The 12,912-nt window shown below is 65.3% G+C and carries 16 protein-coding genes; 6 read left to right on the top strand and 10 right to left on the bottom strand.

The window, feature by feature from the left end:
- The first annotated feature begins 1 nt into the window (after position 1).
- Positions 2-799, top strand: coding sequence for a tRNA 2-thiocytidine(32) synthetase TtcA (gene ttcA, locus ABIE08_RS08510; protein WP_354551631.1), 798 nt, complete (start codon positions 2-4; stop codon positions 797-799).
- A gap of 17 nt (positions 800-816) precedes the next feature.
- Here the strand turns inward: ttcA and ABIE08_RS08505 are convergent, their stop codons facing one another.
- Positions 817-2,070: an arsenic transporter gene (locus tag ABIE08_RS08505; RefSeq protein ID WP_354550247.1), complete on the bottom strand. Its 1,254-nt coding sequence runs from the start codon at positions 2,068-2,070 to the stop codon at positions 817-819.
- 114 nt (positions 2,071-2,184) lie between these two features.
- Entirely contained in the window at positions 2,185-2,697 is a 513-nt protein-coding gene (locus ABIE08_RS08500; protein ID WP_354550245.1) for a hypothetical protein, read from the bottom strand.
- Between the two features lie 132 nt (positions 2,698-2,829).
- On the opposite strand from ABIE08_RS08500, the gene ABIE08_RS08495 reads away from it, so the two are divergent.
- Both ABIE08_RS08495 and ABIE08_RS08490 read left to right on the top strand, forming a co-directional pair.
- Entirely contained in the window at positions 2,830-3,501 is a 672-nt protein-coding gene (locus ABIE08_RS08495; RefSeq protein WP_354550243.1) for a response regulator transcription factor, read from the top strand.
- Positions 3,498-4,853 carry a sensor histidine kinase gene (locus ABIE08_RS08490; RefSeq protein WP_354550241.1) on the top strand — a complete coding sequence of 452 codons (1,356 nt, stop codon included), beginning with the start codon at positions 3,498-3,500 and terminating at the stop codon, positions 4,851-4,853. Before ABIE08_RS08495 ends, ABIE08_RS08490 begins: the two co-directional genes overlap by 4 nt.
- Before the next feature lie 59 nt (positions 4,854-4,912).
- Here the strand turns inward: ABIE08_RS08490 and ABIE08_RS08485 are convergent, their stop codons facing one another.
- The 8 genes from ABIE08_RS08485 to purC all read right to left on the bottom strand — a co-directional run bounded on the left by ABIE08_RS08485 (position 4,913) and on the right by purC (position 10,631).
- Positions 4,913-5,389 carry a BA14K family protein gene (locus tag ABIE08_RS08485; protein ID WP_354550239.1) on the bottom strand — a complete coding sequence of 159 codons (477 nt, stop codon included), beginning with the start codon at positions 5,387-5,389 and terminating at the stop codon, positions 4,913-4,915.
- Positions 5,390-5,654: 265 nt separating this feature from the next.
- Complete coding sequence (gene grxD, locus ABIE08_RS08480) at positions 5,655-5,990, bottom strand: Grx4 family monothiol glutaredoxin (RefSeq protein WP_266329445.1); 336 nt, start codon at positions 5,988-5,990, stop codon at positions 5,655-5,657.
- A gap of 36 nt (positions 5,991-6,026) precedes the next feature.
- The gene (locus ABIE08_RS08475; RefSeq protein ID WP_266329444.1) at positions 6,027-6,260 is read right to left on the bottom strand and encodes a BolA family protein; all 234 of its coding nucleotides are present in this window, start codon (positions 6,258-6,260) and stop codon (positions 6,027-6,029) included.
- 41 nt (positions 6,261-6,301) lie between these two features.
- On the bottom strand, positions 6,302-8,515 hold the full coding sequence (purL, locus tag ABIE08_RS08470) for a phosphoribosylformylglycinamidine synthase subunit PurL (RefSeq protein ID WP_354550236.1): 2,214 nt from the start codon (positions 8,513-8,515) through the stop codon (positions 6,302-6,304).
- Between the two features lie 76 nt (positions 8,516-8,591).
- Complete coding sequence (gene purQ, locus ABIE08_RS08465; RefSeq protein WP_266329442.1) at positions 8,592-9,254, bottom strand: phosphoribosylformylglycinamidine synthase subunit PurQ; 663 nt, start codon at positions 9,252-9,254, stop codon at positions 8,592-8,594.
- A gap of 23 nt (positions 9,255-9,277) precedes the next feature.
- The gene (locus ABIE08_RS08460) at positions 9,278-9,511 is read right to left on the bottom strand and encodes a hypothetical protein (RefSeq protein WP_354550234.1); all 234 of its coding nucleotides are present in this window, start codon (positions 9,509-9,511) and stop codon (positions 9,278-9,280) included.
- A 21-nt stretch (positions 9,512-9,532) separates the two neighbouring features.
- Entirely contained in the window at positions 9,533-9,775 is a 243-nt protein-coding gene (gene purS / locus ABIE08_RS08455; RefSeq protein WP_354550232.1) for a phosphoribosylformylglycinamidine synthase subunit PurS, read from the bottom strand.
- Positions 9,776-9,863: 88 nt separating this feature from the next.
- Positions 9,864-10,631, bottom strand: a complete 768-nt coding sequence (gene purC, locus ABIE08_RS08450; protein ID WP_018185113.1) for a phosphoribosylaminoimidazolesuccinocarboxamide synthase — start codon at positions 10,629-10,631, stop codon at positions 9,864-9,866.
- A 284-nt stretch (positions 10,632-10,915) separates the two neighbouring features.
- Between purC and ABIE08_RS08445 the strand changes: the two genes are divergently transcribed.
- The 3 genes from ABIE08_RS08445 to ABIE08_RS08435 all read left to right on the top strand — a co-directional run bounded on the left by ABIE08_RS08445 (position 10,916) and on the right by ABIE08_RS08435 (position 12,824).
- A complete protein-coding gene (locus ABIE08_RS08445; RefSeq protein WP_354550230.1) occupies positions 10,916-11,239 on the top strand; it encodes a DUF1476 domain-containing protein in 324 nt (107 codons plus the stop codon).
- Positions 11,240-11,270: 31 nt separating this feature from the next.
- Positions 11,271-12,044 carry an HpcH/HpaI aldolase family protein gene (locus ABIE08_RS08440; RefSeq protein ID WP_354550228.1) on the top strand — a complete coding sequence of 258 codons (774 nt, stop codon included), beginning with the start codon at positions 11,271-11,273 and terminating at the stop codon, positions 12,042-12,044.
- Positions 12,045-12,122: 78 nt separating this feature from the next.
- Positions 12,123-12,824: an MIP family channel protein gene (locus ABIE08_RS08435; protein WP_354550226.1), complete on the top strand. Its 702-nt coding sequence runs from the start codon at positions 12,123-12,125 to the stop codon at positions 12,822-12,824.
- Positions 12,825-12,912: the final 88 nt, after the last annotated feature.

The raw sequence follows: 12,912 nt of genomic DNA, 5'->3' as shown, positions 1-12,912 counted from the left end.
GATGTTCCGCAAGGGGCCGGATAGCGTCGAGTTCGGCAAGCTGCGCAAGCGGCTGATCCGGCAGGTGCGGCAGGCGCTGGACGATTTCGCCATGGTGCGGCCGGGCGACCGCTGGCTGGTCTGCCTCTCCGGCGGCAAGGATAGCTACACGCTGCTGGCGCTGCTGCTCGATCTGAAATGGCGGGGCATGCTGCCGGTCGACCTGCTCGCCTGCAATCTTGACCAGGCGCAGCCGGGCTTTCCGGCCGAGATCCTGCCCAATTACCTGACCAAACTCGGCGTGCCGCACCGGATCGAGCGGCAGGACACCTATTCGATCGTCACCTCGAAGATCGAGCCCGGCAAGACCTATTGCGCGCTCTGCTCCAGGCTGCGGCGCGGCCATCTCTACCGGATCGCGCGGGAGGAGGGGTGCCAGGCCGTGGTGCTCGGCCATCACCGCGAGGACATACTCGAGACGTTCTTCCTGAACCTCTTCCATGGCGGCAAGCTCGCCTCCATGCCGCCGAAGCTGCTGAACGAGGAGGGCGACCGGCTGGTGCTGCGGCCGCTCGCCTATGCGGCTGAGGATGACATTGCCCGCTTCGCCACGGCGATGCAGTTTCCGATCATTCCCTGCGACCTCTGCGGTTCGCAGGAGGGCCTGCAGCGCAATGTCGTCAAGCAGATGCTGGCGGACTGGGAAAAGCAGACGCCCGGTCGCAAGGAGATCATGCTGCGCGCGCTCGGCAAGGCGAATCCGTCCCACCTGCTCGACCGCAACCTGTTCGACTTCGAAAGCCTGGTCGGCAAGCGGTAGGCGAAGGCCGCGCCCGCTTATGCCGTCATCAGCCAGAGCGCCAGCAGCGCGCCGATCAGGGCCGGCGGCATGACGAGGATGCCGAGCTTCAGGAAGGTCCAGGCGCCGACGCGCTGACCCTCTCGCCGCAGCGCGACCAACCAGAGGATCGTCGCCAGCGAGCCGGTGATCGACAGGTTGGGTCCGAGATCGACGCCGACCAGTACCGCGCTGGTGACCGAATGCGGCAGCTGCGCCGCCTCGATGGTCGCGCCGGCGATCAGGCCGGTCGGCAGGTTGTTGAGCAGATTGCTGGCGATGGCGACGATGATGCCGGCGCCCGTCGCCGCCCAGCCGATCGATTGCGCCGCCGATTGCTGGGCCAGACGCGCCAGCGCGTCGATGACTCCGGTCAACTGCAGCGCCTCGACCAGCACGAACAGCCCGGCCACCAGCGGCAGCACGCCCCAGGAAATGTCCCGCAGCACCGGCCAGGGGGATTGCCGGCTGCCGAGCAGGATCCCGGCGGCGGTCAGCGTTCCCGCGATGAAGGTCGGCAGGCCGAGCTGCCAGTCGAGCGCGGAGGCGACCAGCAGTAACAGCGCCGTCGCGGCGATGCCGCCGGCCGCAAGCTTGCCGCCGAAGGTCAGGACGACGGGCGGGATGTCGGTCCTCAGCCGGTCCGGGATGGACCGGCGCAGCGTCAGCCGCAGCATCAGATAGGTCAGGCCGATCGCCGCGATCGAGGGCAGGGTGAAGGTTGCGAGCCAGGTGGTCAGCGGCGGCATCTGGCTGCCGAAGATCACCAGGTTGGCCGGGTTGGAGATTGGCAGCACGAAGCTCGCGGCATTGGCGATGAAGGCGCAGATGAACAAATAGGGCAGCGGCTCGGCGTCGGCGGCGCGGGCTGCGGCATAGACGGCCGGCGTCAGCACCACGGCGGTGGCGTCGTTCGACAGGAACACCGTGACGACGATGCCGACGACATAGATCAGCCAGAACAGGCGCGTGCCCGAGCCGCGCGCGTGGCGGACCGCCAGCGTCGCCAGCCAGTCGAACAGCCCTTCCTTCCGCGCCAGCTCGGCCAGAAGCATCATGCCGATCAGGAAGAGATAGACGTCGCTGCCGCGGCCGATGCCTTCCAGCGCAGCCGAGAGCGGCATCAGCCCGAGCAGTACCAGCAGGGCAGCGCCGCCAAACGCCCAGATTGCCTCCGGCAGGTTCCAGGGACGTACCAGGACGCCCCCGAGAGCGATGGCGGCAATGCTCCAGATGGCGACAGGCGCACCCATGGTCAGGTCTCGTGCTTGGCGGGGAACGGTTGGCGGGAGGCGGCTTCTGCCGTCTCCCGCAAGCTTGTGCCATATCCGCAGCGCCGCTTCCATGCGGCGTTGCGCACTTTTCGATCAGGGTTTGAACCAGGCGCGCGGCCCGCCATGCGGGGGCGGCGGCGGGCCGACGGGGCCGATCGCCTCGGCGCGTCCATCGGCGTGCACGACGAAGCTGGCGCGCAGGAAGCCATCGTCGAAGCGCCCCTGGACGGTGACCGGCTCGTCCTTGGCGACGAGCTTTCCGCCTTCGCCGGCGCGGCCCGTCTCGACCAGGGCGCGGCCGCTCGAATCCTGCAGGACGAACTTGTTGCCGTAGATCTCGGCGACCTGGCCCTTGACCGTTACCAGGCCGCTGGTCGGCATGGAGGCGATGGCGACCGGGGTCGTCGGCGCCATCTCCGGCGAGGGGCGCGTCAGGCTGACGGCACCGGCGCCGGCGATGATGCCGACGGCCAGGATTCCCAGAACGCCCAGCGTCATCGCCGCGTAGCGGGTCGAAGCGCCGTGTGGGGCGCGGGTCAATCGGGCATCGCCCGGCTTCGGCGCGTTCGGCTCATGAGAAGGGGTGACAGTGCTATCCGAGGACATCGCGATCTCCTTTGGTTGCGACATGCCCTTTTCTAGCGAAGGGCCGCCCAATCCCGCCTGAACCGGACCGTTCAGGTTGAGTTAAGCTCGGGAGACTAGCGATGGATCTCGCAATCGGAGCCAAGCCAAGACATGCGCGTCCTTCTCGTCGAAGATGACAAGCTCCTCGCCGAGCGGATCGCAGGCGCGCTTCGGGCCGAGAATTTCGCGGTCGACGTGGCGAGCAATGGCGAGGACGGCCAGCATCTCGGCGCCACCGAACTCTTCGATGTCGTCATCCTCGATCTGGGTTTGCCCAAGGTCGACGGAATATCCGTGCTCAAGGCCTGGCGCGCCGAGGAGCGCGGCGTCCCCGTGTTGATCCTGACGGCCCGCGACGGCTGGTCGGAAAAGGTCGAGGGCTTCAAGGCCGGCGCCGACGACTATCTGACCAAGCCCTTCAAGCTCGAGGAACTGGTAATGCGGCTGCGCGCGCTGGTGCGCCGCTCCAAGGGCCATGCCGCAACACGGCTGGTCTGCGGGCCGCTCGTCTTCGACGCGCAGGTGGGCACGTTCGAGCTGGACGGCCTGCCGCTGAAGCTGACGGCGCTGGAATGGCGCGTGCTCTCCTGCCTGATGTTGCGCAAGGAGGTGGTGGTCGAGCGCGCCGATCTCGTCGAGCGCGTCTATGAGGGCGATGCCGAGGTCGATTCCAACTCGCTGGAGGTGATCATCGCGCGGCTGCGGCGAAAGATCGGCCATGACCGGATCGAGACTTATCGCGGCCGCGGCTATCGGCTGACGGCCGAGTCGGCATCGGCATGAGGCTTCTTCCGGCCTCGCTGAGCGGGCGGCTCCTGGCCGGCGCCGCCGTCTTCGTCACCCTCGCGCTGGTGGCCGCCGCCGTCCTGATCAGCCTCATCCTGCAGCAATTCGTGACCGACCAACTGGACCAGCGGCTGGACAGCCAGATGGTCGTCGTCGCCGATGCCCTGCAACGAAACAGCGAGGGGAAGCTGGTCCTGTCGGTGGATGTCGATGGCCCGCCCTTCGATCGGCTTGCCTCCGGCTGGTACTGGCAGGCGAGCGGCGATGGGGTGGACCTGCGATCGAAATCGCTCGGCAACGGCTCCATCGACGTTCCGCCGCACCGCTTTGAGTGGCGCGAGCTTCTTTCGGGTCGGGGCAGCCCGGCCGAGGGGACGGGACCCGCCGGCGAGAGCCTGCATCTGCGCACGCGGACAATGGCCGCCGCCGGCCAGACCGTCACCCTTGTCGTCTCGGCCCCGCGAGAGGCGTTGCTCGGGCCGATGAAGAAGGCACTGGTGCCGCTGGTCGGCTCGCTGATCGCGATCGGTGTCGGGTTGCTGCTCGCCAGCTTCCTGCAGGTGCGATTGGGCCTGCGCCCGCTTCGGCATCTGCAGGCGAGCCTGCGCGAAATCCGCGCCGGCCGCGCGCAGCATGTATCGTCGGACCAGCCGGACGAACTGCGGCCTCTGGTGGACGAACTCAATGCGCTGATCGACCAGAATGCGCAGGGGCTCGAGGCGGCCCGGCGGCACGTCGCCAATCTCGCGCATGGGCTGAAGACCCCGCTGGCGACGCTGGCCATGGAACTGAACGAACCAGGCGCCGACCCCACGGGGTCGATGAGGCCGCTGGTCGAACGCATCGAGGGGAGTGTACGCCATCACCTTGCCCGCGCCAGGGCGGGGGCGCTCGGTGCTTCGGGGCGGGTATCGACGCCGCTGCTGGCGCGCTGCCGGGAGATCGCGTCCGTGCTGGGCAAGATCCATGCGGACAGGAACGTCGAGGCGGTGATCGTCGGCGACGGGACGCTCGCCGTCGCCTGCGAGATGCAGGACCTCGACGAGATGCTCGGCAATCTGCTCGACAATGCGTTCAAATGGGCCCGCTCTCGCGTCTCGCTCGCAGCCACTGCCGAAGGGCAGTTCGTCGTCATTCGCATCGAGGATGATGGCGTCGGATTGGCCGAGGAACGCTTGCCGGATGTCTTGCTGCCGGGAAGGCGGCTGGACGAGGCGATGCCCGGCCATGGCTTCGGGCTTTCGATCACGCGGGAGTTGGCGGAACTCTATGGCGGATCGCTGGCGCTTCGTTCCGGTCCGCCCGGCGGCCTCACCGCCATCCTCACCCTGCCCATCGCCAGCGCCTGAACGCAGCTCACAAAAAAAGCGGCGCAAAATGCGCCGCTTTCCTGAGGTCTTCTTGCCGATCAGCGCATCACGCAACGATGCTGCAGGCCGTCATAGCCGGTATAGGTGCCGGTGCGCGGGTTGAACGAGCGATAGCGGCTCGAGCAATACGAGACATAGTCGTCGCCGGCGTAATAGCGCGGCTGATTGGCCGAATTGGCGATCATGGCGCCGGCGGCCAGGCCGATGATGCCGGCGGCGGCCGCACCGCCCCAATTGTTATTGTCGCGATAATAGTAGCCGCGATTGCCGTAATAGCCGCGGTTGCCATAATAGCGGGGGCCGTTGCGGTAGCCGTGGTGGCCGCGCCAGTTGCCGCCGCGATGGCGACGCCAGTCATTGCCACCATTCCAGCCACGGTTATCCGCGACCTGGAAGGATCCATCGGACCGCACGCCGGACTGTGCCTGCGCCGTGGCCGGAACAGCCAGGAAAGACGTAGCAACAACCGAGGCAATCAGGCCCGCTTTCAGAAAATTCTTTGTCTTCGTCAGCATTGGATCGCTCCTCAAACGTCGAGTGAAGGACCGCGGACAGAATCGACACACGGTTAACATCAACACAGACGGTCCATTCGATGACTTATCAACGTTGAACGCAGGAGAACGTTCCTTCCGTCGCGAACTCCTTGCGATAGGGGCGATTATTTCAATCTGGGTTAGGGAAATCCGGCGCGGGGGTGTCGCAGCGGAAAGCTGCGCAAAGAAAAACCGCGCGAGACGGCGTCACGCGCGGTTTCGATGGGGTCGCGGAAAGGAGGGATCAGGCCGACTTGGCGACCGTGATGCCCTTTTCCGTCAGGAAGGTCTGCATCTCGCCGGCCTGGAACATCTCGCGGATGATGTCGCAGCCGCCGACGAACTCGCCCTTGACGTAGAGCTGCGGAATGGTCGGCCAGTTGGAGAAGTCCTTGATGCCCTGGCGGATTTCCGGGTCGGCGAGCACGTTGATGCCCTTGTAGTCGACGCCGAGGAAATCGAGGATCTGGACGACCTGGCCGGAGAAACCGCACTGCGGGAACGCCGGGGTGCCCTTCAGGAAGAGCACGACATCGTTGGAGCTGACTTCGTTCTGGATAAGGGCGTGGATATCGCTCATCTCAACTATTTCCTTTTTGCCGGCCGCTGGCCGATCTCAATCCGGAGCGCTGGTCTGCAGGGCGAGCGCGTGGAGGACGCCGCCCATGTTTCCCTTGAGCGCAGCGTAGATCATCTGGTGCTGCTGCACGCGGTTTTTTCCGCGAAAAGCCTCGGACACAACTTCGGCAGCATAATGGTCACCGTCACCCGCGAGATCGCGGATCGTGACCGTCGCGTCCGGGAGAGCCTCCTTGATCAGAGCCTCAATGTCGCGTGCGTCCATTGCCATCAGTCAATCCCCTCAGCCGTCGGTATGGGTAGGTCTGCCGATCACTCGGCGGCGGCCATGAATTCAGGGAACCAATTCTCATGGCCCTGCTTCAGCTTTGCAACAGATATGGTGGCGATGCCGGCGACATCCAACACCTCGCCGCCGACGGTGCCCAGAACCCGAGCCTCGACACCGGCTTCCGCCGCCGCTGCCGTGACCGCATCGAGCACCGACGGGTCGACGGTGACGACGTAGCGGGCCTGGTCCTCGCCGAACAGGAAGCCATGCGGCGTCGCAGCGCTTTCCGGCACTTTGACCGAAGCGCCGAGGCCGCGCGCCATCGCCATTTCGGCGAGGGCAACCAGCAGGCCGCCATCGGAAATGTCGTGGCAGGCGGTGACGAGACGGCTGCGGATGATGCCGCGCACGAAATCGCCGACGCGGCGTTCCTCGGCGAGGTCGACCGGCGGCGGGGCGCCTTCCTCACGGCCGAGAATCTCGCGCAGATAGACCGACTGGCCGAGATGATGGCCGTCGCGGCCGATCTGGACGATGACGTCGCCGGCATTTTTGAAGGCGACGGTCGCCATCACGTCGATGTCCGGCAGGAGGCCGACGCCGCCAATCGCCGGGGTCGGCAGGATGCCGACGCCGTTGGTCTCGTTGTAGAGCGAGACATTGCCGGAGACGATCGGGAAGTCGAGCGCGCGGCAGGCGGCGCCGATGCCCTCGATCGCGCCGACCAGCTGGCCCATGATCTCGGGCTTTTCCGGATTGCCGAAATTGAGATTGTCGGTGGCGGCGAGCGGCTCGGCGCCGACGGCCGACAGGTTGCGCCAGCATTCGGCGATCGCCTGCTTGCCACCTTCGAACGGATCCGCCTCGCAATAGCGCGGCGACACGTCGAGCGTGAAGGCGAGGCCCTTCTTGTCGTGGCCCTCGACGCGGATGACGGCGGCGTCGCCGCCGGGCTTCTGCGCCGTGTTGCCCTGGATCAGGTGGTCATACTGCTCCCAGACCCAGCGGCGCGAGGCCATGTCGGGGGCGGAGACCAGCTTCAGCAGCGCCTCGGCATAATCGTTCGGCTCGGCGACGTCCTCGGCCTTGAGAACGGCGGGAACCGGGCGGCGGACGAAGGGGCGGTCATATTCCGGCGCTTCGTCGCCCAGTTCCTTGATCGGCAGGTCGGCGACGACCGCGCCCTTGTGCAGGATGCGGAAGCGCAGATCGTCCGTGGTCCAGCCGACGATGGCGAAGTCGAGGCCCCATTTGTGGAAGATCGCCTCGGCTTCTTTCTCCTGCTCGGGGCGCAGCACCATGAGCATGCGCTCCTGGCTCTCCGAGAGCATCATCTCGTAGGCCGTCATGTTGGCTTCGCGGCAGGGGACCTTGTCGAGGTCCAGCTCGATGCCGAGGTCGCCCTTGGCGCCCATTTCGACGGCCGAGCAGGTGAGGCCGGCGGCGCCCATGTCCTGGATGGCGATGACCGCGCCGGTCTTCATCAGCTCCAGGCAGGCTTCCAGCAGCAGTTTCTCGCCGAAGGGGTCGCCGACCTGCACGGTCGGGCGCTTCTCCTCGATCGATTCGTCGAACTCGGCCGATGCCATGGTCGCGCCGCCGACGCCGTCGCGGCCGGTCTTCGAGCCGAGATAGACGACCGGGAGGCCGACGCCTTCCGCCTTCGAATAGAAGATCTTGTCCGCGTCGGCGAGGCCGGCGGCAAAGGCGTTGACCAGGATGTTGCCGTTGTAGCGCTCGTGGAAATTCACCTCGCCGCCGACCGTCGGCACGCCGAAGGAATTGCCATAGCCGCCGACGCCCGAGACCACGCCGGAAACCAGGTGGCGGGTTTTCGGATGATCCGGCGAACCGAAGCGCAGCGCGTTCATCGCCGCGACCGGGCGCGCGCCCATGGTGAAGACGTCGCGAAGGATGCCGCCGACCCCCGTCGCCGCGCCCTGGTAGGGCTCGATGAAGGACGGGTGGTTGTGGCTTTCCATCTTGAAGATGATCGCCTGGCCGTCATCGATGTCGACCACGCCGGCATTCTCGCCGGGGCCGCAGATCACGCGCGGGCCGGTCGTCGGCAGGGTGCGCAGCCACTTCTTGGACGATTTGTAGGAACAATGCTCGTTCCACATCGCCGAGAAGATGCCGAGTTCGGTGAGCGTCGGCACGCGGCCGATCAGATCGAGGATGCGCTGATATTCGTCGGGCTTGAGGCCATGGCTGGCGACGAGTTCGGGCGTGATCGGCGTGTCGTTCTGGAGCACGGAAACCTCAGGGGCAATCGGGTCGCGGACCGGCGGGCGGTCGGGATCTTGGCTGTCGGGATCAGTCGGGCGAAAGTCAGGCGACGGCGGAAAGCGCGGCTTCGAACAGAGGCCGGCCGTCGGTGCCGCCATTCAGCGGCTCGATCAGGTTTTCGGGATGCGGCATCATGCCGAGGATGTTGCGCTTCTCCGAAAGGACGCCCGCAATGTCGTCGACCGACCCGTTCGGGTTGGCGACATAGCGGAAGGCGATGCGGTCCTCGCCCTTCAGGCGGGCCAGCGTCTCGTCGTCAGTGCGGTAGTTGCCGTCGCCATGCGCGACCGGCGAACGGATCACCTGGCCCTTGGCATATCCGCGCGTGAACTGGCTCGCCGTCGTCTCGACGCGCAGCTCGACTTCCTTGCAGATGAACTTGAGCCCGGCATTGCGCATCAGCACGCCCGGCAGCAGGCCTGCTTCGCACAGGATCTGGAAGCCGTTGCAGACGCCCAGCACGGCGACGCCGCGTTCGGCTTCGCGGGCGATGGCGCCCATGATCGGCTCGCGCGCGGCGATCGCGCCGGAGCGCAGATAGTCGCCATAGGAGAAGCCACCGGGAATGACGATCAGGTCGACCTTGGGCAGGTCGTGGTCGCCGTGCCAGACGGTGACGGGCCGGTGGCCGGTGATCTTCTCGATCGCGGCGACCATGTCGCGCTCGCGATTGGACCCGGGGAAGACGACGACAGCGGATTTCATGGGCGATCCCAAATCAAAGTTGCTCAGGGCAGGGCGGGGGAGGAGAGCTCCAGCCGCCGCTCGATGCGATCAAGCCGTGTTTCGTGGCGATCGAGGGTCACGTAGATGTTGTGGAGGTCCGTCTGGAGCGCAATCATGTGCCCACGCATGGCCTGAAGCTCGGCCCTTATCTCATCGGTCTTGGGATCGATGCGCGTGACGTCATTCCGGATCGACTTCAGAACCTCGTAGATCAGTTCGTTGGTCACGTCCGCCATGAGGATGCTCCGCCTTCGGGATCAGTCCACGATCTCCACACGATAGTTCTCGATGACCGTATTGGCCAGAAGCTTGGCGGCCATGGCTTCGAGCTCGGTCTTGGCCTTGGCGGCATCGGTCGCTTCGACCTCGATGTCGAACACCTTGCCCTGGCGGACGCTGCCGACGCCGGCAAAGCCCAACGCGCCGAGGGCGCCTTCGATTGCCTTACCCTGGGGGTCCAGAACGCCGTTCTTCAGGGTGACGGTGACGCGGGCCTTCATCGGTAACTCCAAGTCGGGGTAGTGAAAGTCGGGGTGATCCAGAAATGCAAACGGCCGCCTCGCGGCGGCCGTTGCCATGAACGGGTGACTACTGAACGAGGACAGGCCCGCCGCCCTGCGGCCGCTCCTGCTCTTCGGTCAGGATGCCGAGACGGCGCGCGACTTCCTGGTAGGCCTCGACGAGGCCGCCCATGTCGCGGCGGAAGCGGTCCTTGTCGAGCTTGTTCTGGGTCTGAACGTCCCAGAGCCGGCACGAATCGGGCGAGATCTCGTCGGCGACGACGATCCGCATCATGTCGGCTTCCCAGAGGCGTCCGCACTCGATCTTGAAATCGACGAGCTGGATGCCGGCGCCCAGGAAGAGGCCGGACAGGAAGTCGTTGACGCGGATGGCAAGCGCCATGATGTCGTCGATTTCCTGCGGGGTGGCCCAGCCGAATGCCGTGATGTGCTCTTCCGAGACCATCGGGTCGTCGAGCGCGTCTGCCTTGTAGTAGAACTCGATGATCGAGCGGGGCAGAACCGTGCCTTCCTCGAGGCCAAGGCGCTTGGCAAGCGAGCCGGCCGCAACGTTGCGGACGACGATTTCGAGCGGGATGATCTCGACTTCGCGGATCAGCTGCTCGCGCATGTTCAACCGACGGATGAAATGCGTCGGGATGCCCATCCGGTTCAGATGCGTGAAAATGTGCTCGGAAATGCGGTTGTTCAACACGCCCTTTCCGTCAACAACCTCATGCTTCTTGTTGTTGAAGGCAGTCGCATCGTCTTTGAAGAACTGGATCAGCGTCCCAGGCTCGGGTCCTTCGAAAAGGATCTTGCCTTTGCCTTCATAGATGCGCCGACGACGGTTCATGGGCACATACCGTGGTTTGAGGAAATCCATATAGCCGGGGTTCCAATGTAAGGGATTCGCCGCGGCGAAGCTTCAGGCAAGCGACTCTTGAAAAGGGTCGCCTGCGCGGCGTGAACCTACTCGATCACTCGCCAATTCACAATGACGGATAAATGCGGCGCTTTGAGCACCTTCGAGCAACGAGTTCCCTTTCGGTACTGTCGTTGATTTGGGGTGGCGAGGAAGATATGCAAGGCCCATATCATGGCCGTGGCCAACAAGTTGACCGAGTGGAGAGACTGCGAATGACGACGTTCGACCAGCGCAAGGACGCTTTCGAGAACCGTTTTGCCCTTGATGCGGCGCTTCAGTTCAAGGCCGTCTCGCGGCGGAACAAGCAGCTCGGCATCTGGGCCGCGGCGCTTCTGGGCAAGTCCGGCGTCGACGCCGAAACCTATGCCTCCGACGTGATCGCAGCCGATTTCGAGGAGGCCGGCGACGAGGACGTGTTCCGCAAGATCCGCGCCGATTTCGACGCGGCCGGCGTTCAGCAGTCGGATCACCAGATCCGCCGCACCATGGACGAACTGCTCGCGCAGGCCGTCGAGCAGATCAAGTCCGAAGGCTAAGCCTTTCGCAGATCCTTCGGAGCACCGAAAAATGGCGTCGATTTCCCTTGTTTCGGTGCTCCGTTCGCGCGGCAGCTGCCTCACCGCGTGGCTGGCCAGTCCGGAGCCGCTGATCGCCGAAAGCGCGGCGCGCGCCGGCTTCGATTGCGTGACCCTCGACATGCAGCATGGCCTGCATGATCCGGGCAGCATCATGAGGGGCATCGGCGCGATCGCCCTGGGCGGCGTCCCCGCGATCGTCCGGATTCCTGTCGGGGATTTCGCCATGGCGAGCCGTGCGCTCGACATGGGCGCCAGCGCCATCATCGCGCCGATGATCAATTCGGTCGAGGATGCGCGCGCCTTCGCGGCGGCGACCAAGTATCAGCCGCTTGGCGAACGGAGCTGGGGCCCTGTGCGCGCCATGCAGCTCGCCGGCGCCACGGACGGCGCCGCCTTCCTGCGCAATACTAATGCCGAGACGCTGACCTTCGCGATGATCGAGACCCGTGCGGCGCTGGCCGCCCTCGACGACATTCTCGCGGTGCCTGGCATCGACGCGGTCTTCATTGGCCCGTCCGATCTCTCGATCGCCCTTTCGGACGGCGCCGACGTCAACCCGATGCGCCCGGACAACCAGGCCGCAGCCGCCGATGTCCTGGCCCGCGCCCGCAGGGCTGGCAAGCTGGTCGGCATCTTCGCCATCACCGGTGAGCAGGGCCGTCTTTACCGGTCGCTCGGCTACGATTTCATCGCGCTGGGCACGGACGGCATGTATTTCCACCTCGGTGCCTCTACAATGCTTGCAGAAGCGCGCGCTGGTTAAACCGGCACTATTTTACAAGTTCAAGATCAGGCGTACCTTTCCCGAGCAGTGATTCGGCTGTTTTCGGGGAAATTACACATGCAAAAAGCCATCGCAGAGTTCATCGGGACTTTTACACTCGTTCTGTTCGGCTGCGGTGCAGCCGTTATCGCGGGTCCCTCGATCGCCGGCGCCGGCACGGTCGGCGTTCTGGGTATTGCCTTTTCCTTCGGCCTGGCGATCGTCGCGATGGCCTATGCGATCGGCCCGATCTCCGGTTGCCACGTCAATCCCGCCGTCAGCCTCGGCGCTCTCATCGCCGGGCGCATGAATGTCAGCGACTTCATCACCTACGTGATCGCCCAGGTTGCGGGCGCCATCGTCGGCGCGTTGGTTCTCTTCATCATCATGCAGGGCAAGGCATCCGGCTGGACGGGCGGCATGGGCACCAATGGCTGGGGCTCCGGCTATCTCGGCGAATACAACGTCATCTCGGCGTTCATCTTCGAAGTGGTCGCGACCTTCATCTTCCTGGTCGTCATTCTGGGCGTCACGCACAAGCTGGTGCCGCACCACTTCGCCGGTCTCGCCATCGGCCTGACGCTGGTCATGATCCACATCGTCGGCATCAACGTCACCGGCGTTTCGGTCAATCCGGCTCGCAGCCTCGGCCCGGCCCTGTTCGCGGGCGGCGCGGCGCTGTCGCAGCTCTGGCTGTTCATCGTGGCGCCGTTCATCGGCGCGGCCCTGGCCGGCTTTGTCTACAAGGCCGGCATTCTCTATAACGGCGACGCGGCATAGCGCCTTCGAGGCCAAGCAAAGGGGCCGGTGCAAGCCGGCCCCTCGACGTCCCGAAAGAAGAACAAGCCCGCCCTTTGGCGGGCTTTCC

The sequence above is a fragment of the Kaistia defluvii genome (assembly GCF_040548815.1).
GTDB lineage: Bacteria > Pseudomonadota > Alphaproteobacteria > Rhizobiales > Kaistiaceae > Kaistia > Kaistia defluvii_A.
The sequence above is the reverse complement of the archived record's forward strand: the minus strand, read 5'-3'. Positions and strand labels throughout refer to the sequence as shown.

What these genes read in the sequence shown, in the direction of transcription:
- ttcA (WP_354551631.1), top strand. Translation starts at nt 2, where the DNA reads ATGTTCCGCAAGGGGCCGGATAGCGTCGAGTTCGGCAAGCTGCGCAAG.
- ABIE08_RS08505 (WP_354550247.1), bottom strand. Translation starts at nt 2,070, where the DNA reads ATGGGTGCGCCTGTCGCCATCTGGAGCATTGCCGCCATCGCTCTCGGG.
- ABIE08_RS08500 (WP_354550245.1), bottom strand. Translation starts at nt 2,697, where the DNA reads ATGTCCTCGGATAGCACTGTCACCCCTTCTCATGAGCCGAACGCGCCG.
- ABIE08_RS08495 (WP_354550243.1), top strand. Translation starts at nt 2,830, where the DNA reads ATGCGCGTCCTTCTCGTCGAAGATGACAAGCTCCTCGCCGAGCGGATC.
- ABIE08_RS08490 (WP_354550241.1), top strand. Translation starts at nt 3,498, where the DNA reads ATGAGGCTTCTTCCGGCCTCGCTGAGCGGGCGGCTCCTGGCCGGCGCC.
- ABIE08_RS08485 (WP_354550239.1), bottom strand. Translation starts at nt 5,389, where the DNA reads ATGCTGACGAAGACAAAGAATTTTCTGAAAGCGGGCCTGATTGCCTCG.
- grxD (WP_266329445.1), bottom strand. Translation starts at nt 5,990, where the DNA reads ATGAGCGATATCCACGCCCTTATCCAGAACGAAGTCAGCTCCAACGAT.
- ABIE08_RS08475 (WP_266329444.1), bottom strand. Translation starts at nt 6,260, where the DNA reads ATGGCAATGGACGCACGCGACATTGAGGCTCTGATCAAGGAGGCTCTC.
- purQ (WP_266329442.1), bottom strand. Translation starts at nt 9,254, where the DNA reads ATGAAATCCGCTGTCGTCGTCTTCCCCGGGTCCAATCGCGAGCGCGAC.
- ABIE08_RS08460 (WP_354550234.1), bottom strand. Translation starts at nt 9,511, where the DNA reads ATGGCGGACGTGACCAACGAACTGATCTACGAGGTTCTGAAGTCGATC.
- purS (WP_354550232.1), bottom strand. Translation starts at nt 9,775, where the DNA reads ATGAAGGCCCGCGTCACCGTCACCCTGAAGAACGGCGTTCTGGACCCC.
- purC (WP_018185113.1), bottom strand. Translation starts at nt 10,631, where the DNA reads ATGAACCGTCGTCGGCGCATCTATGAAGGCAAAGGCAAGATCCTTTTC.
- ABIE08_RS08445 (WP_354550230.1), top strand. Translation starts at nt 10,916, where the DNA reads ATGACGACGTTCGACCAGCGCAAGGACGCTTTCGAGAACCGTTTTGCC.
- ABIE08_RS08440 (WP_354550228.1), top strand. Translation starts at nt 11,271, where the DNA reads ATGGCGTCGATTTCCCTTGTTTCGGTGCTCCGTTCGCGCGGCAGCTGC.
- ABIE08_RS08435 (WP_354550226.1), top strand. Translation starts at nt 12,123, where the DNA reads ATGCAAAAAGCCATCGCAGAGTTCATCGGGACTTTTACACTCGTTCTG.